At 51.5% G+C, this 25,396-nt stretch carries 23 protein-coding genes and 1 riboswitch; of the genes, 19 read left to right on the forward strand and 4 right to left on the reverse strand.

Annotated elements, in window-relative coordinates; all coding sequences use genetic code 11:
- Nucleotides 1–35 precede the first annotated feature (35 nt).
- From I2H39_RS16585 to I2H39_RS16615, 7 genes are all read left to right on the forward strand, one after another.
- Nucleotides 36–1,433, forward strand: coding sequence for an SLC13 family permease (locus tag I2H39_RS16585; RefSeq protein ID WP_227147270.1), 1,398 nt, complete (start codon nt 36–38; stop codon nt 1,431–1,433).
- Nucleotides 1,434–1,457: 24 nt separating this feature from the next.
- A complete protein-coding gene (buk, locus tag I2H39_RS16590) occupies nt 1,458–2,531 on the forward strand; it encodes a butyrate kinase (protein WP_138308437.1) in 1,074 nt (357 codons plus the stop codon).
- Nucleotides 2,532–2,581: 50 nt separating this feature from the next.
- Nucleotides 2,582–3,463, forward strand: a complete 882-nt coding sequence (locus I2H39_RS16595; protein ID WP_243281817.1) for a phosphate acyltransferase — start codon at nt 2,582–2,584, stop codon at nt 3,461–3,463.
- 207 nt (nt 3,464–3,670) lie between these two features.
- Nucleotides 3,671–4,192: a hypothetical protein gene (locus I2H39_RS16600; protein ID WP_195627039.1), complete on the forward strand. Its 522-nt coding sequence runs from the start codon at nt 3,671–3,673 to the stop codon at nt 4,190–4,192.
- 152 nt (nt 4,193–4,344) lie between these two features.
- The gene (locus I2H39_RS16605) at nt 4,345–4,986 is read left to right on the forward strand and encodes a 4Fe-4S binding protein (protein WP_138308433.1); all 642 of its coding nucleotides are present in this window, start codon (nt 4,345–4,347) and stop codon (nt 4,984–4,986) included.
- A gap of 45 nt (nt 4,987–5,031) precedes the next feature.
- Nucleotides 5,032–6,033 (forward strand): Sir2 silent information regulator family NAD-dependent deacetylase, encoded by a 1,002-nt coding sequence (locus tag I2H39_RS16610; protein ID WP_227147235.1) that lies wholly within the window; start codon nt 5,032–5,034, stop codon nt 6,031–6,033.
- Nucleotides 6,030–6,854, forward strand: coding sequence for a protein-ADP-ribose hydrolase (locus I2H39_RS16615; RefSeq protein ID WP_178332147.1), 825 nt, complete (start codon nt 6,030–6,032; stop codon nt 6,852–6,854). Before I2H39_RS16610 ends, I2H39_RS16615 begins: the two co-directional genes overlap by 4 nt.
- A 227-nt stretch (nt 6,855–7,081) precedes the next feature.
- On the opposite strand, the gene I2H39_RS16620 is transcribed toward I2H39_RS16615, so the two are convergent.
- Together I2H39_RS16620 and I2H39_RS16625 are read right to left on the reverse strand one after the other, a co-directional pair.
- A complete protein-coding gene (locus tag I2H39_RS16620; RefSeq protein WP_195627040.1) occupies nt 7,082–8,368 on the reverse strand; it encodes an MFS transporter in 1,287 nt (428 codons plus the stop codon).
- Nucleotides 8,368–9,540: a M20 family metallopeptidase gene (locus tag I2H39_RS16625; RefSeq protein ID WP_195627041.1), complete on the reverse strand. Its 1,173-nt coding sequence runs from the start codon at nt 9,538–9,540 to the stop codon at nt 8,368–8,370. The genes I2H39_RS16620 and I2H39_RS16625 overlap by 1 nt, the downstream gene beginning before the upstream one ends.
- Nucleotides 9,541–9,739: 199 nt before the next feature.
- Here I2H39_RS16625 and I2H39_RS16630 point away from each other — a divergent pair, with 199 nt between their 5' ends.
- Nucleotides 9,740–11,095: a hypothetical protein gene (locus I2H39_RS16630; RefSeq protein WP_138308322.1), complete on the forward strand. Its 1,356-nt coding sequence runs from the start codon at nt 9,740–9,742 to the stop codon at nt 11,093–11,095.
- A gap of 172 nt (nt 11,096–11,267) precedes the next feature.
- Here I2H39_RS16630 and I2H39_RS16635 read toward each other — a convergent pair whose 3' ends face one another.
- Nucleotides 11,268–11,657 (reverse strand): metal-dependent transcriptional regulator, encoded by a 390-nt coding sequence (locus I2H39_RS16635; protein ID WP_178332149.1) that lies wholly within the window; start codon nt 11,655–11,657, stop codon nt 11,268–11,270.
- Nucleotides 11,658–11,922: 265 nt separating this feature from the next.
- Here I2H39_RS16635 and I2H39_RS16640 point away from each other — a divergent pair, with 265 nt between their 5' ends.
- The 8 genes from I2H39_RS16640 to ahpC all read left to right on the forward strand — a co-directional run bounded on the left by I2H39_RS16640 (nt 11,923) and on the right by ahpC (nt 20,148).
- Complete coding sequence (locus I2H39_RS16640) at nt 11,923–12,132, forward strand: ferrous iron transport protein A (RefSeq protein ID WP_138308320.1); 210 nt, start codon at nt 11,923–11,925, stop codon at nt 12,130–12,132.
- Between the two features lie 39 nt (nt 12,133–12,171).
- Nucleotides 12,172–12,393: a ferrous iron transport protein A gene (locus I2H39_RS16645; RefSeq protein WP_138308317.1), complete on the forward strand. Its 222-nt coding sequence runs from the start codon at nt 12,172–12,174 to the stop codon at nt 12,391–12,393.
- 85 nt (nt 12,394–12,478) lie between these two features.
- Nucleotides 12,479–14,653: a ferrous iron transport protein B gene (gene feoB, locus I2H39_RS16650; protein WP_195627042.1), complete on the forward strand. Its 2,175-nt coding sequence runs from the start codon at nt 12,479–12,481 to the stop codon at nt 14,651–14,653.
- A 139-nt stretch (nt 14,654–14,792) separates the two neighbouring features.
- Entirely contained in the window at nt 14,793–15,074 is a 282-nt protein-coding gene (locus tag I2H39_RS16655) for a transcriptional repressor (RefSeq protein ID WP_195627043.1), read from the forward strand.
- A gap of 81 nt (nt 15,075–15,155) precedes the next feature.
- Nucleotides 15,156–15,488, forward strand: coding sequence for a DUF6110 family protein (locus I2H39_RS16660; protein ID WP_195627044.1), 333 nt, complete (start codon nt 15,156–15,158; stop codon nt 15,486–15,488).
- Between the two features lie 88 nt (nt 15,489–15,576).
- Nucleotides 15,577–17,652, forward strand: a complete 2,076-nt coding sequence (locus I2H39_RS16665; RefSeq protein ID WP_195627045.1) for a heavy metal translocating P-type ATPase — start codon at nt 15,577–15,579, stop codon at nt 17,650–17,652.
- Between the two features lie 240 nt (nt 17,653–17,892).
- A riboswitch (glycine riboswitch) is annotated at nt 17,893–17,974 on the forward strand.
- Nucleotides 17,975–18,265: 291 nt separating this feature from the next.
- Complete coding sequence (locus tag I2H39_RS16670) at nt 18,266–19,294, forward strand: PTS sugar transporter subunit IIC (RefSeq protein ID WP_138308306.1); 1,029 nt, start codon at nt 18,266–18,268, stop codon at nt 19,292–19,294.
- A 290-nt stretch (nt 19,295–19,584) separates the two neighbouring features.
- Entirely contained in the window at nt 19,585–20,148 is a 564-nt protein-coding gene (gene ahpC / locus I2H39_RS16675; RefSeq protein ID WP_195627046.1) for an alkyl hydroperoxide reductase subunit C, read from the forward strand.
- 387 nt (nt 20,149–20,535) lie between these two features.
- Here ahpC and I2H39_RS16680 read toward each other — a convergent pair whose 3' ends face one another.
- The gene (locus I2H39_RS16680; protein ID WP_138308300.1) at nt 20,536–20,769 is read right to left on the reverse strand and encodes a hypothetical protein; all 234 of its coding nucleotides are present in this window, start codon (nt 20,767–20,769) and stop codon (nt 20,536–20,538) included.
- A gap of 199 nt (nt 20,770–20,968) precedes the next feature.
- On the opposite strand from I2H39_RS16680, the gene I2H39_RS16685 reads away from it, so the two are divergent.
- The 3 genes from I2H39_RS16685 (at nt 20,969) to I2H39_RS16695 (ending at nt 25,346) form a co-directional block, all read left to right on the forward strand.
- Entirely contained in the window at nt 20,969–21,643 is a 675-nt protein-coding gene (locus tag I2H39_RS16685; protein WP_330641040.1) for a helix-turn-helix domain-containing protein, read from the forward strand.
- Nucleotides 21,644–21,816: 173 nt separating this feature from the next.
- On the forward strand, nt 21,817–23,607 hold the full coding sequence (locus I2H39_RS16690; RefSeq protein WP_207746866.1) for an ABC transporter ATP-binding protein: 1,791 nt from the start codon (nt 21,817–21,819) through the stop codon (nt 23,605–23,607).
- Nucleotides 23,604–25,346: an ABC transporter ATP-binding protein gene (locus tag I2H39_RS16695; protein WP_195627048.1), complete on the forward strand. Its 1,743-nt coding sequence runs from the start codon at nt 23,604–23,606 to the stop codon at nt 25,344–25,346. The genes I2H39_RS16690 and I2H39_RS16695 overlap by 4 nt, the downstream gene beginning before the upstream one ends.
- Nucleotides 25,347–25,396: the final 50 nt, after the last annotated feature.

Here is a 25,396-nt window from a genome sequence, read left to right on the forward strand (position 1 = left end):
GGCGCCCGCCCACAGGGCGCCGTAAGGGGGTAGCTATGGAACAAAAAAACGGGGTTAGAAAATATGTCTGGATGATAATTACGATTTTACTCTATGTGGTCTGCAGCAGGATGACTCCTCCTGAGGGATTGAGCGTGGAAGGGTGGAGGGCCATTGTGCTGATGGTGTGCGCCATCATTACCTGGGTCACTGAATTCATACCCATCGGCATATCATCCTGTTTGCTGCTGTTTATACCCGGACTGACCGGGGTACAGACCACGAATGTGATAATGCAGAATTTTGGAATCACCACCATCTTCTTTATGCTGTCCTCAGGTATCATTGCCAGGGCATTCATTGACTGCGGTCTGGGATACAGGATATCCCTGTATATCACCCCCATGCTGGGGAAGAAGAGCAGGATGGTGCTGTTAAGCTTCATGATATGCTCAGCAGTCATATCCACGGTGCTGGCGGATATCCCCACCACCATTATCCTCAGCGGAATCGGATACACCCTGTTAAAGGAAAACGGCTGTCTGCCCGGCAAGTCCAGATTCGGACGCAGCATGATGATGGGAATTCCCATTGCAGCCTGCCTGGGCGGGTTTGCCACGCCTGTTGGCAGCGGCATCAATGTGCTGTGCATCAACCTGTTAAAGAACATAGCGGGCCAGGATGTGACCTTTTTGCAGTGGACGCTGATTGGCGCACCACTGGCAGTGGTGCTGACCCTGCTGGCCTGGTTCATCCTCAGCGTGCTGGTGAAGCCGGAGATTGATGAGGTACAGGGACTGGATAATGTGAAGGAGAAGCGGAAAGAGCTGGGAAGCCTGACCCGCGATGAGATGAAGTTCTCCGTCATATTCGGCATTACCCTGCTGCTGTGGCTTACCCAGACATGGACAAAGCTGGATTTGACCCTGATATCACTGACCTGTTCTGCCGTATTCTTCCTTCCGAAGGTGGATTTAATGGACTGGAAGAAGGCAGTGGACGCCACCGGATGGGCCGGCCTTCTGATTGTAGGCGCTTCCAATGCCCTTGCCATGATTTTGAGCCAGCAGGGCAGCGCCGAGTGGATTAGCAACCAGTTCCTGGGAGGACTGGTGGGAAGCTCCATGCTGGTAATCATGCTGGTGGTGACTGCTTTTGGCCTGTTCATCCATTTCCTGGTACCGGTAGGCAATGCGGTGCTGGCTGTATGTGTGCCCCTGATTGTGATTCTTGCGGAGAAGGCGGGAATCAATCCCATGTATCTGGTACTGATTCTGGGCTACACATCCAAGTGCATTTTCCTTCTGCCTCTGGACCCTATACCCATGGCCACCTACGACTACGGCTATTGGAGGCTGGGCCAGATGACAAAGGTGGGATTTGTCATAGCAGTGCTGTGGATTCCCATTATGGTTGCCTTCATGTACGCAGCCATAGGGCTTCACATTATTTAGGAAGAACAGGAGAGACAGAACTATATGAAGGTGTATAAGATTGCTGCAATCAATCTTGGCTCCACATCCACCAAGATTGCCTACTATGAAAATGAGAACTGCGTGTTCAAGGACAGCATTGTCCATCCTGCCAGGGAGCTGGAAGGATTTTCAACCATATGGGAACAGTCTGAATTCAGGAAACAGGCCATTGAAGGCTATCTGAAGGAAAAAGGAATTCTCATATCCGGACTTGACGCGGTGGTTACCAGAGGCGGACACACAGAGCCCATAGTGGGCGGAGTGTACCGCATCACCAAAAAGATGCTGGAACAGTCCGCCAGTGAGAAATATGGGAATCACGCCACGGACCTGGGCCTTAAGCTGGCGTATGAGTTTTCCGGACAGGGACCCCAGGCATTTACCGTGGACCCTCCTACCACAGACGAATTTGAACCCCTGGCCCGCTACAGCGGACTGCCCCAGATTAAGCGCCGCAGCAGTTTCCATGTGCTGAACCACAGGGCTGCGGGCAGGCAGTATGCAAAGGATGCAGGAAAGGACTATAAAGACCTGAACCTGGTGGTTATCCACATGGGGGGAGGCATCAGCATTGCGGCACATAAAAAGGGCAGGCTGGTGGATGCCAACAATGCCATAGACGGGGACGGACCCTTTTCCACCAACCGGTGCTGCTCGGTGCCCATTGGAGATTTGATTAAAATGTGTTATTCTGGAACATATACATATACCGAAATCCGCAGGCTTATCAACGGAAACGCAGGTCTTATGGCATATGTAGGCGAAAATGACGTAAAGACCGTGGAAGAGAGGGCGGCGGCAGGGGACCAGGCCTGCGGCGAGGTGCTGGACGCCATGTGCTACCAGATTGCCAAGGAAATCGGGGCGGCAGCCACCGTACTCATGGGCCGGGTGGATGCCATTGTGTTCACCGGCGGCATTGCCCACTCCAGGCGGATTGTGGAGAGCGTATCGCGCAGGGTATCCTTCATTGCCCCCATTGCGGTTTATCCGGGGGAATATGAGATGCAGTCCCTGGGACTGAACACACTGGCAGCCCTGCGGGGGGAAGAAGAGATAAAGGAACTGAAGGATTGACCGGGTTGACGACAGGGAGGAGACACAATATGTTTCATAATTTCCAGGAAATGGAAGATTATATTAGGAGTCGGAATATCAGGAAACGCCTGGTATTGGCCAACGCCCATGACGATGATGTGCTGGAGGCTGTTGTCACAGCCAGGAGAAAGGGAGTCATAGAGCCCATCCTCATTGGTCTGGAAGACAGAATCAGGGAACTGCTGGCCGGCATGGGAGAGAAGGCTGAGGATTACCACATCATACCCTGCGGGGACGAGCGGGAGGCTGCCAGGATGGCCTGCAGAATGGTTAAGGACAAAGAAGCAGATATTCCCATGAAGGGTCTTATGCAGACAGCCAGCTTCATGCGGGCCATACTGGACAAGGAAGCATATGGGTTTGTGCCGGAGGGAGGCCAGCTGAGCCAGGCCACGGTAATGGAATACCAGGGCCGTCTGATGATTGCCACGGACTGTGCGGTAAATGTGGCGCCGGATTACAGCGAAAAGGTAAAAATTATCAATAATGCGGTAAAGCTGGCCGGAAAGCTGGGAATCCAGTGTCCAAAGGTGGCTGTAATCACCCCGGTGGAGGTGGTGAATCCCAAGATGCAGTCCACCATAGACGCAGCCATGCTGAGTATGGCTGCCCGGAGGGGCCAGATTAAAAACTGTCTGGTGGACGGTCCATTGGCCCTGGATAATGCCCTTTCAGCGGATGCGGCCAGACACAAGGGCATCACCAGCCAGGTGGCCGGACAGCCGGATATCCTGCTGATGCCGGATTTATGTGCAGGCAATATATTTACGAAATCCCTGACCTATTTTGCCCATATGGTATCCTCCGGCACCCTGAACGGCACCACAGTGCCTGTGGTTATGACCAGCAGGACGGATACGCCTGAGGATAAGTACGATTCCATTTTAACGGCCATCGTACAGGGATTATAAAGAAGTAAAAAAGAGGACAGTCTTTATGTGATGTCCGGACGGAGATGCCGGAAGGCGGGATGCATTAAGTGTCCCGCCTTTTAACTTGTCTTTTCCTCTGGGGCTGGTTATAATAAAATGAAATCAGGACACCGGGAAAAACGGATGATGTGCTGCACGGCGCCATAAGCAATTTCATTAAATACGAGAAGTGATTTGGAGAAAAGTATGGAATATCAATGGAATACAGTGACAGAGGAAGAGCTGAAGCATTTATATTATGAGGAAGGCATGACGGACAGGGAGATAGCGGAGCGGTTTGGAGTCTCCATGGGAAAGGTGGCCTATAAGAGAAGAAAGTATGGTATAACCATTAAAAATATGGTATACCAGGAATTCATGGATGAGAATTCAGAATTGTTTGCACAGCTGAATGAAAATTCCAGGGAACGACTGCTCAGAAAGGATAATATTGACGCCATTTCCAAGGCAGTGACCCACTATGTATTCAGGAATGGCCCGGTTGAGGACATGCACGCCAATGGACAGCTGTCGGAACAGGATATGAAGACATTGAACAAGTATATGGTGAACCGCATCGCAGGGCTGCTGACTGCGGCCATGGACGGAGACTGGCTGAATCTGGAACAGCTGTTTTCCTTTTACCGTTTCTTCGGCAGTGACTGGGATGCTGCGGTGCCTGATATGGAAACCATGAAGATGTTGATGGAGCGGATGAAGAAGCAGTGACTGGGCTGGAAAGAGGGAGACAGCGGGGATTCATCCGTCATATCAGAACGGTATCTTTTGGATACCATGGCACTTTATAGTGCGTAATTTACCATGTCCTGCGGGCCGGTTATAATAAAAGCAGATTGGGCGGCTGCCCTGGAAAGGATGGGATGACATTGAGTACCGGAAAGACCGGAGATTATCTTAAGATATTAAAGGACGAAATCCATTCTGCTGTGTTTGCCACTGTGGACAGGGACGGGCATCCTGCGGCCAGGGTCATTGATATTATGCTGGCGGATGAAAATACCCTGTATTTTATTACGGCTAAGGGCAAGGAGTTTTACCGGCAGCTGACAGAACAGAAGTATGTGGCCATCAGCGGAATGACCGGGGGCCAAGGCTCCCTCAGCAAAAAGGCCATATCCATCCAGGGCCGGGTGAAGGAGCTGGGGCCCGGACTGTTGGACCGTGTATTTGAAGAGAACCCTTATATGGCGGAGATATATCCTGACAGGGAAAGCCGCATGGCCCTGACTGTGTTCTGCATAACAGGGGGAAGGGGAGAGTATTTTGATTTGTCCGCAAAACCCATTATAAGACAGGGATTTTTAATTGGGGATTGGGATAGGGAAGAAGAGGTCGGATATTTTATCACCAGCCAATGCCGCGGATGCAGAATCTGCTATTCCAGATGTCCGCAGAAATGCATAACCATGGAACGGGTTCCGTTTGAGATACTTGGGGAACACTGCATCCGGTGCGGAAACTGTCTGGAGGTATGTCCCTTCGGCGCGGTGGAGCGCCGGTGAACCGGCTGGGCAGAACCCAGGAAATCAAACAAAGGAAGTGGGATAATGGAAGTCAGGGAACGGAATAAGGGGCTGTTGGAGCAGAACAAAGAGCAGTTAGAGCGGAACAAAGAGCTGCTGAGACAGCGTCTGGAACAGGCGGATGCCATTGTCATCGGTGCGGGCAGCGGCCTGTCCGCGGCAGCGGGCCTGACCTACGCCGGCAGGCGGTTTGAGGAGCATTTCCAGGAGTTTATAGAGAGGTACGGCATGAGGGACATGTACTCGGCGGGATTCTACCCGTTTCCTACCCAGGAGGAAAAATGGGCCTACTGGAGCCGCCACATTTATTATAACCGTTATGACATGCCGGCGGCAAAGCTGTACAGGGACCTGTATGGGATGATGAAGGATAAGAACCACTTTGTCCTGACCACCAATGTGGACCATCAGTTCTGGCTGGCCGGTTTTCAGGATGAGCGTATATTTGCAACCCAGGGTGATTACGGTTTGTTCCAGTGCAAACGGGCCTGCCATAAGAAGCTGTATGACAATGAATCCCTTGTCAGGGCCATGGTGAGGGAGCAGAAGGACTGCAGGATTCCCTCCGGTCTGGTGCCAAAGTGTCCTGTCTGCGGAGGCGATATGGAAGTGCACCTGCGGTGCGACGGTTATTTTGTGGAGGATGAGGCATGGTACAGGGCAGCGGTGCGTTATGAAACATTTCTGAGGAACAACCAGGAAAAACGTCTGGTTTTCCTGGAATTGGGAGTGGGAATGAACACGCCCGGCATCATCAAATATCCCTTCTGGCAGATGACAAAGCAGTGGGACAATGCATATTATGTCAGCATTAACCTGGAGCAGGCGTGGGCGCCGGCTGACATCATGGACCGGTCTTTGGTGCTGGGGGCGGACATTGCCGGTGTACTGGAGCATCTGACACCAGCATCTGCCGGAACGGATGATGGGAGCGGTATGCGGGAAAATGAGCCCGGTGCGCTTGAAAATAGGCCCGGTATGCAGGAAAGCAGTACCGGTTTCCGGGAAAGGAGCAGACAGTCATGAGGCAGATGGACCAGGAACAGCGTCTGGACTATATTGTGGACGCACTTAAGACAGATTCGGTCCTGTACAGGGATATGGAGGTGAGGCCGGGGGACAGGCGCAGGGTTATGCGCTCCCTGATGAATATCCGCATGCCCAAGCCCCTTCCGGCTGGTTTCCTGGAGATTCAGGATGAATTCCTGAGGGAGGAGGCCAGGGAAAAAGGAATTCTGGGTCTGGAGGATATACCGGATGTACAGGAACAGTATGGAAGCAGTATTCCCTTTGGGGACCGTATATCCATATGGCAGGGTGATATTACCCGCCTGCAGGTGGACGCCATTGTCAATGCGGCCAATTCCCGGATGCTGGGATGCTTTGTACCCTGTCACGGCTGCATTGATAATGCGATTCATTCCGCTGCGGGTCTGGGGCTGCGTGAAGCCTGCCGCCGGTACATGGACGAAAAGCGCAGGGAGGAACCGGATTATGAGGAGCCCGTTGGGAGGGCGGTTCTGACGCCGGGATTCTGCCTTCCCTGTAAGTATGTGATTCATACCGTGGGGCCAGTTGTGGGAATGAGGCTGACAGAAGAATTGAGACAGGATTTGAGGAACTGCTACTATTCCTGCATGGCTGCGGCTGCAGAACGGGGAATAAGGAGCATTGCCTTTTGCTGTATCTCTACCGGGGAATTCCATTTTCCCAATGATGAGGCGGCAGGGATTGCAGTGGATACAGCGGCAGAATTCCTGGAACAACGGCAAACAGCCTTTGACCGAATTATTTTTAATGTGTTTAAGGACGTGGACAGGAAACTATATGAGGGACTGTTATCATAAAAGGGTTATCAGCAAGAATGATTGCAGACAGCGGCAATCCTGTGGTACAATCCCGGCAGGCAGCGGATTGGCGGCGAAGGGGAGCCGTCCTATGACTGATGGAGTCCTGAAATAACATAGGGGAAATATGTCGTTAATAGACGATACGCAGACACACTAAAAGGAGTGCTCCGGCACCATTCTGATATACAGATGGTGCTTCGGAGACACTCCTTTTTTACCTGGCCTTATGCATTCTGCGTATTGCTGTCCGGCAGAGGCTTTTCACAGTACTTTCTGGAGGCTACGTATGCGCCTACCCAGCCCGCGAAGGCGCCCAGGGTCAGGATGAGCAGGAGAATCCAGGCTGTATTGTAGGAGCCGCTGGTATCATAGATGGCAGCCACCATAAGCGCGCCCAGGGAAAGGCCAATCTGTGAGAAGCTGTTGGCGATTCCGTATGCCTCGCCGTATTTTTCAGCGCCGAAGATGGCGGAGGTAATAAGAGGCGGAGTCACGGTGCCGATGGCATCTCCCAGGCCGAAGAGCAGGGCCATGATGTACAGCATGTTTATGTTCTGTCCAAAGAGGATGAAGATGAAGGACAGGGCAAAGGTGATGCATCCAAAGGCAGTGCTGGCCACAACGCCGAACCTGTCATTGAGCCATCCCAGCACCAGTTTGCCGAATATGCCAATCATGGAGTACATGGAGATGATTAAAGCCTGTACCTGGGGACCCTGAAGTTCCTCGATGGCCGGGGGAAAGTGGCCCAGGGAACCGGTATTAATCAGGCCGTTGCACAGCATGCCGAAGATAAAAAGGATGAAGAACACTTTTGTCCTGGATTCCTTTACACTGAGGGGAAATATAATATCTGCCTTTTTGGGGCTGCTTTTGGGCGCAGCCTCCTGTTGGGATACATCCTCGCTGCCGTAAGGCAGGAGTCCCATGTCCTCCGGGCGTTTCCTGAGAATGAACAGGGCAGCGGGAAGGGCCAGCACCAGGATGATGACTGCCATAATGCGGTAGGTGCTCCTCCAGCCGTAGGCTCCCAGCAGCCATGTGATGACAGGGCTGAAGATGGTGCCGCCCACTCCGATTCCGGCCATGGCAATGCTCATGGCAAGTCCCCTCTTTTTGATGAACCAGTTGGTAATCATCATGCTTACGGGAATCAGGGAGGCATTTAGGAAGAAAATGCCGGTGAAAAAGGAGGATATGTAAAGATGAATCACGTTGGTGGCAAGGGAGAAGGAGGCGTATGAAAGGACAAAGCCAATGATGCTGACGGTCTGGATACGCTTCATGTTGCCCCTTGCAAGCCTGGCGGACACCATGGGGGACAGGAAGATTCCCAGGCCCTGGAGAATGGTGTTGGCCAGGGTAAAGGCGCTTCTGGAAATCTGCAGCTCACCGGTGACCTGAATCAGGAATTTATTGCTGAGCGCCATGATGGGGGGCACCATGGTACATGTAATCATGAGACATCCAAAGACAACAAACCAGCCATAATATATTTTTTTGTGCTCCATTATGCGTTCCTCCTGTTCAGCCAGTTATATGCACAGGCTGCATGTACGGCGGCCCCGTAGGGCATGACGGTTTCATCGAATAATACCCCCGGATTGTGGTGCTGGACCGTACATCCTTCCACCCTGCATCCTATCATGAAGTAGACAGAGGGAACCTTCTCAGCCACACGGGCAAAGTCGTCGGAGGGCGTGACGGAGTAATCCGTGCGTTGGATGAAATCAGGCGTTATCTCTGAGGCGTAGCCTGCCAGCTCCCTGGTAAGGTCCGGGTCGGAATAGGTGGAGGGAACCTCGGAGAGGGATTCATATAAAACAGTGACTCCGAAGACCCTGCCCGTGTATTCGGTAATCTCATGCATTCTTTTTACCAGTCTGGCCCGCAGCTCCTTATTATAGGTGCGCAGGGTGCCCATGAGCACGGCGCTGTCAGGAATGATGTTGGAGGTGGAGCCTGCATTGAAGGCGCCCAGGGTAAGGCTTGCCTTCTCGCCCGGGTCGCATTCTCTGGCTATGAGATTCTGGAAGGCGCTGTAAATATGGAAGCCCACATTGATGGGGTCAATGCCCAGATGAGGCATGGCGCCATGGCAGCCCACGCCTTTTACCGTGATTTTAAAACCGTCGCAGGAGGATGTCATGAAGCCGGTGCCATAGTTGAGGGAGGGAACCGGGGTGTCTAACATCACATGTATACCCATGGCGGCATCCACTGTTGGATTGGACAGGAGTCCGGCTTTAATCATGTTTTCAGAGCCTGAGAAAACCTCTTCCGCGGGCTGGAACATCAGTTTCACGTTCCCCCGGAGTTCATCCCTGCGCTCGTACAGAATCCGGGCAGCCGCAAGCAGCATGGCGGTATGTATGTCGTGGCCGCAGTTATGGGCTGCACCCGTGACCGTCTTAAAGGGAAGGCTGTTGGTCTCATTCATAGGGAGGGCATCCATGTCAGCCCTGAGAAGAATGGTCTTACCAGGGTGTCCGCCTTCAATCAGGGCAGTGATGCCTGAGTCGCAGATTTCCTGGGGGGAAAGCCCTATAGAGGCAAGGCGTTCCATGACATATGCCGTTGTGCCGGGCAGGTGTTCGCCTGCTTCGGCGTGCTGGTGCAGATAATGGCGGTCCTTCTGCATCTGGTATTCAAGTTCCATTGCTCGCTGTAAGAATTCATTCATTATGGTACCCTCCTTAAAATATAAAAAGACTATATAGAGACATGTCTTTATTATAGCAAATATACTATGGTTGTCAAGGGAGTAAAAAAGATTTATATACAGAATTAACAAAGAAATAAGGTTTTTTTTATTTGGAGGGTGCGGATTTTACGTTGCTATGTTAAGATTAAGGGACAGAGCGGTTTTGGGAGGAATGAAATTGAAGAGGAAGATTGCAGTTATCGCAACAGAGTATATAAAGGAATTTCTCCAGTCCATGCTTGCGGATTTGGACTTTGATTACAGCATATTTACGTACAGGACATTTGCAGATATACAGCAGATTCATGAAAAGATAACCGATGAGTATGACGGCATTCTTACATCCGGCAGTTTTCCGGCCCACATGATACATCTTTACTATAAAGAAGAGAACCGTCCCATCTGTTTCTTCAATACGGATGAGGCTGCCCTGTACCGTTTGTTCCTGAAGCTGTTAAATGAGAACAGGAATCTGGATTTTACAAGGGTATACGCCGACATTGTGGAAGTCTTCGGCGTGGGTCTTAAGGATTTCGTGGAGGGGCGCAGCCCCATGCCTGATATCCGGGAGCTTTCAGAGGACGAGTTTGACATGGAGCGGATGCTTCAGATTGAGCAGGAGGAGTACAAAAAGCATGTAAGCCTCTGGGAGGAAGGAAAAATTGATTTATCCGTCACCCGGTTTTCCAGTATTATGCCGGCTCTTGTGGAGGCTGGTGTGAAGGTCTATTTTCCCTTCCCCGGCAAGCGGTATGTGGGGGAAGTGTGCGATAAGCTGCTCAATGAGATAGAGCGCAGGAAACTGGAGGAGCAGATACCGGGCGTCATCATTGTGAAGCTGTCGGAGCATGGTTCCGCAGACGAAATGTTCCAGGGACTGGATTACGATTACATGCGGCTTGAAAATCTTGTGATTGAATTTATAGGCGCGTCCATGATTGACTGTTCGGTGCACCGCCGCCATTACGGGCTTGAAATCGTGTCCACCAAGAAACATGTGGCCGGATGGACCGGAGATTTTAGGGAGGACCGGCTGAACGCCTTTCTGCGGGAGAAGAAGCTGTCAGCCCGTTTCAGCATAGGCTACGGCCTTGGAAACAGCCTTTCCCAGGCGCGGTTAAATGCCCTTGACGCCTGCCATGAGGCGGAACTGAAGCAGTCCCCGGCCTATCTGATTAATGAGCGGGAGCAAATCATCGGTCCCATGGGGGAGGCGGGCCAGCTTCTCATAAATGTGGACAACAGCCAGGTACTGGATGTACAGTCCAGGCTTTCACCCCTGACGGTAAAGAAAATATTCACAGCCATCAGCGCCTCTGACAAACAGGAAATCACGGCCAGGACCCTTGCCCTCAGACTGGGCATCACCAAACGCAGCGCCAACCGTTTTCTGGCCGTACTGGAGCAGGAGGGATATCTGAGGATTGCATATAAGACAAGGACCACCACCAAGGGACGGCCGGAGAGCGTGTATATAAGAACAGGACGGCCGGAGGTTCCGGAAGAAGAGCAGGGACAGCAGAGTGAACATTAACAATAGGGGAAAGTCATCGCAGGAACCATCAGCAGGGAGCATCAGCAGGGACCATCAGCAGGAACCATCAGCAGGAACCATGAAACAATGCGGAAATAGAACAAAAAACACAGCGCTTCCAGGCGGCATGGCCGGGAAAGGCTGTGTTTTTGCGTATATATGAATATATGTCTTACGATTTGTCTTCCGGAAGCTCATGTCCTCTGGTGATATGGTCCTTGATTGCACGGAAGCTCTCGGCGCTGACCACATGCTCAATGCGGCATGCATCCTCTGCGGCTGTCTTTTCATCCACCCCCAGATACATGAGCCACTGGGACAGCATGGTATGGCGCTCGTACATGGTCTCAGCAATTTCCTTCCCCATGCTGCTGAGGGTGATATGGCCTTGGTCATCCATGAGGATATAACCGTTTTCACGGAGATTCTTCATGGCTACACTGACACTGGGCTTGGAAAATGCCAGCTCGTTGGCAATGTCGATGGAGCGGACATAGGGGTTGCGGCGGCTTAAAATCAAGATTGTTTCCAGATAATTTTCAGCTGATTCCTGTATTTTCAATTTAATCAAATCCTCCCACTGATAGTAATTCGTTCGTTCTAAGTCTGCGGCAGCTATTATCTATTTTATCATACCCTGGAGGGAAACGCAAATTGGGAACTGAGCTGTAATTGCAAAAAACCCGCATTTAAATTGAAAAAAATTATTGACATTTCGGTTAACTGGTGCTAACCTAAATTTGCAGTTAGGATACCATAACTTTCCAGCTGCAATACGGATATAGGAAACAGAATCACATCAGGTTTCAGAAAGAGGAGTGATGGGTATGCCGTTGACAATGGTAAGGGAAGGTACGGTGACATCCATAGTCCGGGTGGGCGGTAAGGAAGAGGTAAAGCGTCATCTGGAGAACATGGGATTCGTACCGGGAGCAAGCGTGACTGTTGTTTCTGTTAACAATGGCAATGTGATTGTCAATGTAAAGGAATCAAGGGTTGCCATCAGCAAAGAGATGGCCAATAAGATTATGGTGTAAACTGGCCAAGGGTATGAAAAGGAAAGGAGCATGAATAAGATGCGCACATTGAAGGAAGTAAAATGCGGAAACACGGTATCGGTTGTTAAACTGCACGGAGAAGGGGCTGTAAAGCGCCGTATCATGGATATGGGCATTACAAAGGGGACAGAAGTCTATGTCCGCAAGGTGGCGCCTCTGGGGGACCCCGTGGAAGTAAATGTAAGGGGCTATGAGCTGTCCTTAAGGAAAGCGGATGCAGAGATGATTGAAGTGCAGTAGAAACTGCTTTTTTTTAAAGAACTGAGTTAGTTGAAACTAATTTGTTGATAAATTTTCTCAATAAGAAAATGAGGAGGATATGAAAATGTCAATCAAAATTGCTTTGGCCGGTAATCCCAACTGCGGAAAGACCACACTGTTTAATGGTCTCACCGGTTCCAATCAGTTTGTAGGTAACTGGCCTGGTGTCACGGTGGAAAAAAAGGAAGGCAAACTTAAGGGGAACAAGGATGTCATCATCATGGACCTTCCCGGTATTTATTCGCTGTCTCCCTATACCCTGGAGGAAGTGGTTGCCAGGAATTACCTGATTACCGAGCGTCCGGACGCCATACTGAACATTGTGGACGGAACCAATCTGGAGCGCAACCTGTACCTGACCACCCAGCTGATGGAACTGGGGATTCCCGTGCTGATGGCCGTCAACATGATGGATGTGGTTAAGAAGAGCGGGGACCAGATTAATATCGAGGCCCTGAGCAGGGAACTGGGCTGCCCGGTGGCGGAGATTTCCGCATTAAAGGGCACCGGCATCATGGAGGCTGCCAACAAGGCAGTGGAGCTGGCAAGGGACAGCAGGGCGTCTGTGCCGGTACACAAGTTTTCTTCTGATGTGGAGGCGTCCCTGGAGGAAATCGAGCAGTGCATCGGAGGCAATGTGCCTGAGGCACAGAAGCGTTTCTATGCCGTCAAGCTGTTTGAACGGGATGACAAGATTGCAGCACAGATGACCATGGTTCCGGATGTGGAGAGCATTGTAAAGCGTATAGAAGACACCATGGATGATGATGCTGAGAGCATCATTACCAATGAGCGCTATACATACATTACTTCCATCATTGGCAAGTGCTATAAAAAGAAGAGCAGGGAAAAACTGAGTATTTCCGACAAGATTGACCACATTGTCACCAACCGTTTCCTGGCCCTCCCAATCTTTGCAGTGGTAATGTGGATTGTTTACTATGTATCCGTATCCACAGTGGGAACCGCTGCAACCGACTGGGTCAACGACGGCCTGTTTGGCGAAGGCTGGTCCATGTTCGGCATGGATGTCCCTGGCATTCCGGTTGTGGCAGAAGGCTTCCTGGCGGCTGTTGGCTGCGCTGACTGGCTGTCCAGCCTGATTTTAGACGGTATCGTGGCCGGTGTTGGCGCTGTGCTGGGCTTTGTGCCTCAGATGCTGGTACTGTTCATTTTCCTTGCATTCCTTGAGTCCTGCGGTTACATGGCCAGGGTTGCATTCATTATGGACAGGATTTTCCGCAAGTTCGGACTGTCGGGAAAGTCCTTTATCCCAATGCTGATAGGAACCGGCTGCGGCGTTCCCGGAATCATGGCTTCCCGTACCATTGAGAATGACAGGGACCGTAAAATGACCATTATGACCACCACCTTTATTCCCTGCGGCGCCAAGCTTCCGATTATCGCATTGTTTGCAGGCGCGCTGTTCGGAGGCGCCTCCTGGGTTGCACCCAGCGCTTATTTCGTTGGAATCGCAGCCATTATCTGCTCCGGCATCATCTTAAAAAAGACGAAAATGTTTGCAGGGGACCCGGCGCCATTTGTAATGGAGCTTCCTGCCTACCATCTTCCCACTGTATCCAACGTACTGCGCAGCATGTGGGAGAGGGGCTGGTCATTCATCAAGAAGGCGGGAACCGTGATTCTGTTATCCACCATCTTTGTATGGTTTACATCCAGCTTCGGTTTTACGGACGGACACTTCGGGATGGTGGAAGATTTGTCTGACGGACTGCTGGCAACCATTGGCCAGGGCATTGCTTGGATATTTGCACCTCTGGGCTGGGGCAACTGGCAGGCGGCTGTTGCAGCCATCACAGGCCTGGTGGCAAAGGAGAACGTGGTTGGTACCTTCGGCATCCTTTACGGATTTGCAGAAGTGGCTGAGGACGGCGAGGAAATCTGGGGAACCCTTGCACAGAGCTTCACTGTGGCCAGCGCATACTCCTTCCTGGTATTTAACCTGTTGTGCGCGCCCTGCTTTGCAGCCATCGGCGCCATCAAGCGCGAGATGAACAATGCAAAGTGGACCTGGTTTGCAATCGGCTACCAGACCCTGCTGGCATACGCTGTTTCACTGTGCATCTACCAGCTGGGGAACTGGTTTATGACAGGAACCTTTGGAATCGGGGCAATTGCCGCAATTGCAGTAGTGGCTGGTTTTATTTATCTGCTGGTAAGGCCTTATAAAGAAAGCAGCTCCCTTAATGTAAGCATAAAGACAAAAGCAGCATCATAATGTGCCGCCGCAGGCAGACACGGCCTAAGGCCGGCCTGTGTGCGGGGCACCTGAAGGATAGAAGTGTCCGGAAAAGCTAAGGCAGGCATTTTCCGGACACATTCCGATTTAGCCGGTGGAAGGTGAGGAGGGAACTGACATGTGGCAGAAGGCACAGGTGATAGATGAGTTTCAGAGGAGGGGAATGCGGATTACAGAACAGCGTAAGATGCTCTTAGATGTTATACTGGAGGGAAACTGGACAAACTGCAAGGAGATTTTCTACGAGGCGCGGAAACGGGACCCGAAGCTGGGGATGGCCACTGTGTACAGGACTGTAAGTGCGCTGGAGGAAATCGGTGTACTGGTCCGTTCCTATCAATACTCCTTTGTGCCTGCCAGGGAAGACGAGGCAGAGGCCGTGTCCCGGGAGGCTAAATGAGCAAATTTCTCAATAACCTATGTTAGAATTGACTACCCCGGGGGGCGGAAGTTAGTATAAAAATAATAGGAGGGCAAAGGAATGATGGATTGTTTTAAATGTAAGAGAATAGGCCTTTTTTTAGGCGGCGTCCTGTTTGGAACAGCTGGCGTAAAGATTTTGGGAAGTGATGACGCCAAGAAGTTTTACATCAACTGCCTGGCAGCCGGATTAAGGGCTAAGGACTGTGTGATGACTACCGCTACCAATATCCAGGAGAACGCTGAGGACATTCTGGCAGAGGCTAAGGAAATCAATGCGCAGCGCTATCAGGAAGACGTATTTGAGGATGAGAGCGGGGAGGAAACCCCGGAGCAGACCGCAGAAGACTTAAAGGAAGCGGGGACAGCTCCTGCTGATACGGTTACAGCGTAGGATACAATCCGCCTGGGGAAGGATATCTCCGGGCGGTAATTTTTTCCGGAAAAGTGTCCGGCCAGGTTGAGAATAGGAGCTTAAAACAATGAAGTTTGTGATTAGACATGAGATAAGGGGAAGGGTAAGAATTCATTTTTATCAGAAGGATATGAGCATACGGCAGGCTGATTTGCTCCATTATTATATCTGTTCCCTTCCCGGGGTAAAGGCTGTCAGGGTATATGAGAGAACAGCGGATGCAGTGATTGTGTATGAGGGCGGTTCCGGGAAAATCCTGGAGGATATACAGCGGTTCTCTTATGAGAATCAGCGGATTCAGGAACTGGTGCCAAAGAACAGCGGCAGGGCCCTGAACCGGGAATACAAGGAAAAACTGGTGCAGAAGGTGGTGGTGCGGGCATTTACAAAGTCCCTCCTGCCGGCTCCGGTCCGGGCCGTCTATACGGCGGCCCACACCCTCCGGTATCTGATGAAGGGAATCCGGTGCCTGCTCAGGGGAAAGCTGGAGGTGGAGGTGCTGGACGCCACAGCCATTGCCGTCTCTGTGCTGAGAAGGGATTTTGACACAGCTGGTTCGGTCATGTTTCTCCTGGGAATCGGGGAGCTTCTGGAGGAATGGACCCGCAAAAAGTCTGTGGGCGACCTTGCCAGGAGCATGTCCCTGAATATTTCCAGGGTATGGCAGAATGTGGACGGAACAGAGGTCCTGGTCCCTGTTTCAAAAATCCGGGAGGGAGACCTGGTAACGGTCCACATGGGGAATGTCATCCCTCTGGACGGTGTGGTTGCCTCGGGGGATGCCATGGTGAACCAGGCGTCCATGACAGGGGAGTCCGTAGCTGTCAGGAAGGAAGAGGGTTCCTATGTGTATGCAGGGACAGCCGTTGAGGAGGGGGAGATTACCCTCCGGGTCAAAAAGGCGGCAGGCGACACCCGGTTTGAGCGTATTGTGACCATGATTGAGGAGTCGGAGCAGCTTAAGTCCACGGCAGAAGGCAAGGCAGCCACCCTGGCTGACGCCTTAGTCCCCTGGAGCCTGGGCGGAACCGCCCTGACGTGGCTTCTGACGCGCAATGTGACCAAGGCCCTGTCTATTCTGATGGTGGACTTCTCCTGCGCGCTGAAGCTGGCCATGCCCCTTTCCGTGCTCTCGGCCATGCGGGAGGCCAGCAGCTACCATATTACGGTAAAGGGCGGCAAATACATGGAGGCAGTGGCTGCTGCGGACACCATTGTCTTTGACAAGACAGGAACCCTGACAAAGGCCAGGCCCCAGGTGGCGGATGTGGTGGTATTCAACGGCATGAAGAAGGATGAGCTGCTGCGGATTGCGGCCTGCCTGGAGGAGCATTTTCCCCACTCCATGGCCAACGCGGTTGTCCATGAGGCGGTGAAACGGGGGCTGGTTCACAAGGAGATGCATTCCAGGGTGGATTATATGGTGGCCCATGGCATAGCCACCTATGTGGGCGATGAGAGGGTGGTGATAGGAAGCTATCACTTTGTATTTGAGGATGAGGGATGCAGGATACCGGAGGATAAAAGGGATGAGTTTGACAGCCTGCCCGCGGAATATTCCCATCTCTACCTTGCCATCGGAGGAAACCTGGCAGCTGTAATCTGCATTGAGGACCCGCTGAGGGATGAGGCGGATGCTGTCATTGCCGCCCTTCACAGGCAGGATATAACCAAGATTGTTATGATGACAGGGGACAGCGAACGCACGGCTGCCGCCATTGCCAGGCGTGTGGGAGTGGATGAATACGATTCAGAAGTCCTTCCTGAGGACAAGGCCAGGTTTGTGGAGGAAGAAAAGAGAAAGGGCCGCAGGGTTATTATGATTGGCGATGGAATCAATGATTCGCCGGCCCTGTCGGCTGCCGACGCTGGAATTGCCATCAGCGAGGGGGCTGAGATTGCCAGGGAGATAGCAGATATCACCATCTCCGAGGATAACCTGTTCCAGCTGGTGACACTGAGGGCCATCAGCCGGGGACTTATGGACCGGATTGACCGGAACTACCGGTTTGTCATCGGTTTTAACCTGGGCCTTATTCTTCTGGGAGTGGGAGGCGTCATAACCCCGGCCACGTCAGCCATGCTCCATAACACCTCCACGCTGGCCGTCAGCTTAAAGAGCATGACCAATCTTCTGGACTGATTTTTCGGGGCGTATACGGAGAAAAAATAAAATCCCCCTTCCTATATTTTACAATTAATTTAAGAATGGCAGAGAGTAAATGGACATCCGTTTATTTTCTGTCATTTTTTATGGACTATTTTGTGCCAAGTGCATAAAAACACATGCGGATTTTTGTGAAAAAGAAATGAACTGAACATAATTCTATTGCTTTTTTCTATGTTTGATGTTAAAATATAAACAAAGTTAATGACAGACCGGTTGATGAATTCGGGAGAGCTTACCGTCAGGTAACGCCGAAGGGGATGCGCAAACTCTCAGGCAAAAGAATCGAATTCGGACGGGACTCTGGAGAAGGTCACTAAATTGTGAATACCGATGAAGCAACCTGCGGCATAGCAGCAACCGCGTCAGGGAAACTTTCAGGTGAAAGGACAGAGGCAGACATCTACGCTATGTTTATGTCTGTCTCTGTTTTTTTGCAATTTTGGGGACTTCTTCGTTACCTGCATTGCGAAAACTCTACCAAGGATATACCTTAGCTTAAGAGCTATCACAGCGGTAACGGCGGTCTGTGGTGGGAAGCGGCCAAGGGATATCTGCGGAGAGCAAAAAACAGGAGGAACGTAGATTTATGACAATTATTACGGGGTTAGGATTACTATTATTGACGCTGGCAGCATTCTCACTTTTCAGCATGAAGGCACCCAAAGGTTCAGCGGCCATGTCGGGAATGGCCAATGCAGCAGTTGCAACTTTCCTGGTGGAGGCTGTCCACAGGTACATATCCGGAGATTTGCTTCACCTGGCATTTCTTGGAGAGACTGGTACCATATCGGGCAATATGGGCGGTGTGGCAGCGGCAATCATGGTACCGATTGGCATGGGTGTGAATCCTGTGTTTGCGGTAGTTGGAGGCGTTGCATTGGGGGGATACGGCATTCTTCCGGGATTCATCGCAGGATATGCAATTGGCTTTCTTGCACCGTTTATTGAGAAGCACCTTCCGCCGGGCCTGGATTCCGTGCTGGGAGCCCTCTTGATTGCGCCCATTGCCAGATTCATTGCTTTCCTGGTGGATCCGGCTGTAAATGCAGCCCTGGCTCACATCGGCGGCATGATTACGGCAGCTACCGAGCAGTCCCCCATTCTTATGGGACTTCTGCTGGGAGGCGTCATCAAGATGATTTGTACGTCGCCCCTCAGTTCCATGGCCCTCACCGCCATGCTGGGACTCACGGGACTGCCCATGGGCATTGCAGCCATTGCCTGCTTCGGCGGTTCCTTTACCAACGGCGTTATCTTTAAAATGCTCCACTTCGGGGATAACAGCAACGTAGCAGCTGTTATGATGGAGCCATTGACACAGGCGCATATTATTACAAAGCATCCCATACCGATTTACTGTTCCAATTTCTTCGGGGGAGGCTTTGCGGGAGTAGCCGCCGCATTCCTGGGCATCATCAACAATGCCCCGGGAACCGCTTCTCCCATACCGGGACTGCTGGCGCCCTTTGCCTTCAATCCGCCGTTAAAGGTACTGATGGCACTGCTGCTGGCCGGTATCAGCGGCACCCTGGCAGGCGTTGTGGGAGCCATTGCTTTCAAGAAGAAATATGATATGAAGCCGGAATTATCAGTCATTAATTCATTTGATGAGTAATAAGGAAGGGCGGGAACAGCCGGATGAGGAAACTTGTCCGGCTGTTTTTTTGCTCATGTTACAAAAGAAACAATATTAATAATTATTATTAATATTGTTTCTTGACAAACAGCCGGTGATTTGGTAAAATATAACTAAGTTAGTTAAAACTAATAAAGGAGCGGCACTTAAATACCAATATAAACCAAACCGCTGTAACCTGAATGGTTTGCCGGGTTATCAGCAAGATTATCAGAGAAGAACAGCGGGAGAACACCTAAAAACTATCATAAATAACAGGAGGAAACAATATGTCATTAATTGGAAAAGAAATCAGCGATTTTACAGTACAGGCCTATGCAGGCGGAGCGTTCAGGGAAGTAAAGAAATCAGACGTATTAGGCAAGTGGGCCGTATTCTTTTTCTATCCGGCGGATTTTACCTTTGTGTGCCCCACTGAGCTGGAGGACCTGGCTGATAAGTATGAGGATTTTAAAACAGCCGGCTGCGAGATATACAGCGTGTCCTGCGACAGCCATTTTGTCCACAAGGCATGGCACGATGCATCCAAGACCATCCGGAAAATCAATTACCCCATGCTGGCAGACCCCACGGGCAGACTGGCCAGGGATTTTGACGTGATGATAGAGGCGGACGGAATGGCTGAAAGAGGAAGCTTCATTGTGAATCCGGAAGGTAAGATTGTGGCCTACGAGGTTATTGCAGGCAATGTGGGCAGGAATGCGGACGAGTTGTTCAGACGTGTCCAGGCATCCCAGTTTGTGGCAGAACACGGCGACCAGGTGTGCCCTGCAAAGTGGCAGCCCGGAGCAGACACTTTAAAGCCAAGCCTGGATTTGGTAGGACTGATATAGGACAGCTGCCGGCACAGAGGACAGGTGCCCCGGGACCGGGGATTTTACAGCGGTGGGAATATTCTTTTCCACGGCGTTCCCGGCGGCCACGAGTTTCATTCCTTTGTGGTGGCCCTGTACCATATGGCAGGTCCCTGTTGGGGAAGGCGTAGGCAGAAATGGGGAGAGACACATCCTGCCGCCATAGTCTGTAGCACAACTGGCTCCACCAGGCTTACAGCCAGACAGTGGTCTATCTTTAAGCAGATTTACAATTTTCTGTATATGAAAGGATTGTTCTGAATTGTTAGAAAGCAGGCTCCGGGATGCAAATCCCAGAGCCGCTTTGTCTGCAGCAGTCTGAGGTGCTGCTGCAACAGCACCTTTTCTGCATAAAGGTCCCCGGGTTTAATGGAGGAACCTGGCAAAGGAGAGTTCACAGCCTCCGCCTGCCCGGCGGAAAATGTTGACGGCCCTGGACATAACATCGGAGTAATCCTGATTGCCTGTCTCTATTTCCAGATAGTCCAGGCCTGTACTGAAATGGGCCTGCTTGATATCGGGAAGCTCACTTATTTCCCGAAGGATTTCCCTGGCTTGATTATCTGCCAGTTTCTTTGATAAATGATAACTGCGTCCCATGATATTTGTCCTTTCTAATAATTGTTTTTGACAATTTGATGCATTTGGATTAGACTTGTCTAACTTAATCATACTCCAAATCGCATGATTTTAATCAGTTTATTTGAGAAGATTTTTCAAAAAATACAAAAAATGGTTTAATGAGAAAAGGTATCAGTTATATGCATTGACGGATGCCTTTTTTTGTAACATAATAACGATGTTATATAACAGTGTTATAAGGATATGGGGAAAGGACAGGGTGATTGACATGGGGGGCCGGGATAACAGCACAGCTGCAGCCATATTAGAGGCAGGGAAAAAGGAATTTCTTACATATGGATATGAAAAGGCATCCCTCAGGAGAATTGCAAAGGAGGCGTCGGTGACAACCGGAGCCATATACGGTTACTTTCCGGGAAAGAAAGCATTGTTTGACGCCCTGACAGCGGACACGGCAGAGGAACTGCTGGCCATGTATGATAAAGTGCACAAGGAATTTGCTTCCCTGCCGCCCGGATTGCAGCCTGCCCGGCTGAATGAGATTACAGAGCAGTATATTCCATGGATGGTGAATTATATCTATGACCATTTTGAGGTATTCAAACTGCTGCTGTGCTGCAGTGCGCCGGGGGTAAGGGAACGCTATTTTGACAGACTGGCAGCAGTGGAGGAGCAATCCTGCTGGGATTTTATCAATGCCATGGAGTCTTTGGGGCATACGGCAGCGGGGATGAGCAGTACGCTGATTCATATTTTATGCAGGTCCTTTTTCCAGCAGCTTCATGAATTTGTGTCCCATGACCTGCCAAGGGAACAGGCGGTCTCCTGCTCCCTCATCTTAAGCCGTTTCCAACATGCAGGATGGGTGCGCATCATGGGCCTGGATGTGTGAGTATGACAGAAATGGTGCAGGCTGCGGGCGGGAGAGAGGCTGCAGGCAGGAGAGAGGCTTAAGGCGGTAGAGAGGCTTAAGGCGGAAGCCTGACAGCCTTAATTTTATAACAAATGGTTAGTTGAAACTAATAAAAGGAGGATGAAAAAGTGGATGGTAAACGAAAGCATATTATGACACAGCTTCCTGATACAGGTAAGGTGACGCTCAAGACCTTTGCGGGAAAGCACAAATACCTGACGGGAGCAGGCTGCGTCCTGTCAGGAATCAGCGCAGTCATAAGCCTGGTGCCCTATCTGTGTATGTGGAAGGTGATAAAGCTGGCGGTGCTTAACTGGCCCGAGGGCCCGGACGGGGGAATGCTGGTTTACTGGGGATGGATGGCGGTGGCATCCTCGCTCCTCAGTATGCTGATCTATTTTGGAGCTCTGATGTGCACCCATATTTCTGCCTTCCGGACGGCCAGGAACATGAAAACAGTTGCCCTTCACCATCTGACAGAACTGCCTATTGGTTATTTTAAGGGGACCGGCAGCGGAAAGCTGCGCCGCATCATCGACGACGGAGCGGGCCAGACAGAGACGTATCTGGCCCATCAGCTGCCGGACCTGGCTGGTGCCCTGGTGACACCTGCGGCAGTGCTGGTTCTGCTTCTGGTGTTCGACTGGAGATTTGGCCTGATTAGTCTCATCCCCATGGCCGCAGGCGCATTTTTCCTGAGCCGGATGATGGGGACCGGAATGGCCGAGTGCATGAGGCAGTACCAGAATGCTCTGGAGGACATGAACAATGAGGCCGTGGAGTATGTGCGGGGAATACCTGTGGTGAAAACATTCCAGCAGAGCATTTTTTCCTTTAAAAGCTTTCACGATTCCATCATGCGCTACAAGGACTGGGCTGTGAATTATACCCTGTCCCTCAGGATACCTATGTGCTGTTATTCAGTCAGCATCAACGGCATTTTTGCCGTTCTCATACCAGCCGGGCTTCTTCTGGCAGGGGATGCGGCCAGGGGGGAAGCCTATGTGACAACGGTATTGGACCTGGTTTTTTATATCCTCTTTACGCCTGTCTGCGTGACCATGATGGATAAAATCATGTGGACCAGTGAAAATACCGTGGCTGCCAATGATGCCCTGGAGCGCATACTGAATATTATCAGGGAAAAACCCCTTCCTGAGCCAGGTGTTCCAAGGAAGCCTGAAAACCACAGGATTGAGATTAAGGACGTTTCCTTTTCCTATAATAAGGACGGGGTAAATGCCCTGGACCACGTGTCCCTTACCGTACCCCAGGGAGCAACCGCCGCAATGGTAGGGGCCTCGGGAAGCGGCAAGACCACCCTGGTCAGCCTGATTCCCAGGTTCTTTGACGTGGACAGGGGAAGCATATGCATCGGCGGCGTGGATGTGAGGGACATGGGGACAAAAGAGCTGATGAAGCAGGTCAGCTTTGTGTTCCAGGACAGCCGCCTCTTTAAGGACAGCCTGCTGAACAATATACGGGCGGCAAGGCCAAAGGCGGATAAGGAGGAGGTCATGAGGGCCGTGAAAGCAGCCAGGTGTGAGGACATCATTGAAAAGATGCCCCAGGGGCTGGATACGGTGGTGGGGACCAAGGGCGTGTACCTGTCAGGCGGGGAAATGCAGAGAATTGCCCTGGCCAGGGCAATCCTGAAGGATGCTCCCATTGTTCTCCTGGATGAAGCCACGGCATTTGCAGACCCGGATAATGAATATCTGATTCAGCAGGCATTTGAGAAGCTGGTGGAGGGCAAGACTGTGATTATGATTGCGCACAGACTGTCTACGGTGTGCAGGGCCGACTGTATCTTCGTGATGGAGGAAGGCAGGGTGGCTGAGCAGGGAAATCACGATGAACTTCTGAAGGCCCGGGGGCTGTATGCAAAAATGTGGAAGGATTATCAGACCTCAGTAGAGTGGAAGGTAGGTGGAATGGCATGAGCAAGTATCTGCAGAGAAAATTCGCATTGAGCGAACAGGGGGGAAGAGACCTGACAAAGGCCATATTTTCCTGCGCCCTAACTAATATGGGGCTGATTTTCCCCATGGGCATCCTGTTCCTGTTTCTGGAACGGCTGCTGGGCCCTCTGGTGGGTCTTAAGGCTCCTTCCATGGGGATGGCCGGGTATGTAATTATCAGCATTATCCTTTTGATATTAATATTTGTTTTTTGGAGAATCCAGTATAACGCTACCTTTGTGGCCTCCTATACGGAAAGCGCCAATATGCGCATCCGGCTGGCAGAACGGCTCAGGACCCTGCCCCTGTCCTTTTTTGGAAAGAGGGACCTGGCGGATTTAACCACCACCATTATGGCTGACAGCGCGTTTATTGAAAAGGCATTCTCCCATTTCATACCGGAACTCATAGGCGCATTTATATCCACGGCCTTCATTGGAGTGTGCCTTATGGCTGCTGACTGGCGGATGGGCCTGGCTGTGCTGTGGGTGGTTCCTGTGTCCTTTCTTCTGGCAGCAGGCACCCGGCCCATGGTGGACCGGGTGGAGCGCAGGCAGAAGGGGACGAAAATCGCTGCATCCGACGGTATCCAGGAGTGCATTGAGAATATTCAGGATATCAAGGCCAATAACCAGAAGGAGGAGTATCTGCAAGGACTGGACCGGAAGATTATGAATGTGGAGTCCATTACCATACGCCTGGAGCTGTTTAACGGCACCATGGTCACGGCGTCCCAGATGTTCCTGAAAGTCGGCATGGCCACCACGGTACTGGCGGGAGCCTCCCTGCTGTCATCCCGTTCCATTGACTTCATGCTGTTCCTCATGTTCATGGTGGCGTCTACCAGGCTGTACGGCCCTCTTAGCAGCTGTCTGCAGAACCTGTCGGCTGTGTATTCCACCCTTCTGGTGGTGGAACGGATGAAAGGAATTGAGGAACAGCCTGTCCAGCAGGGCAGTAAGGAAGCTGTCTATGATGGTTATGACATTGTGTTTGACCATGTGGGATTTTCCTATAAAGACGGGGAACCGGTTTTAAAGGATGTGTCCTTTACTGCAAAGCAGGGCCAGGTGACGGCTCTGGTCGGGCCGTCAGGCGGCGGAAAATCCACCAGTGCCAAGCTGGCAGCCAGGTTCTGGGATATTGACAGAGGGAAGATTACACTGGGGGGAACGGACATAAGCCAGATAGAGCCGGAGACACTGCTCAAAAGCTTTTCCATTGTGTTCCAGGATGTGGTCCTGTTTAACGATACCATCATGGAAAATATCCGGCTGGGCCGCAAAGGCGCATCCGACCAGGAGGTTATGGAAGCAGCCAGGGCAGCTCAGTGCGGGGAATTCATCCGCCGTCTGCCAAAGGGGTATGAGACACGGATTGGAGAAAATGGCTCCACTCTGTCCGGCGGTGAGCGCCAGCGGCTGTCTATTGCCAGGGCCCTCTTAAAGGATGCGCCCGTGATTCTCATGGATGAGGCCACGGCCTCGCTGGATGTGGAGAATGAGACGCAGGTACAGGAAGCCATATCCAATCTGGTTAGGAATAAGACTGTGCTGATAATTGCGCACAGAATGAGGACCGTGGCAGGAGCAGACCGGATTGTGGTGTTAAAGGATGGCTGCGTGGCAGAGCAGGGGACGCCGGAAGAACTGATGGAGCAAATGGGAATATACCGTCATATGGCGGAACTTCAGGGGAAGAGCCTGAACTGGAGTTTGTAGACAGATGGAAAGAGAAGGGCCGCCGGGAATGGATTTGGGTTCCGGCGGCC

It is taken from the genome of Clostridium sp. 1001283B150225_161107_B6, from assembly GCF_015556325.1.
Classification (GTDB): domain Bacteria; phylum Bacillota; class Clostridia; order Lachnospirales; family Lachnospiraceae; genus Enterocloster.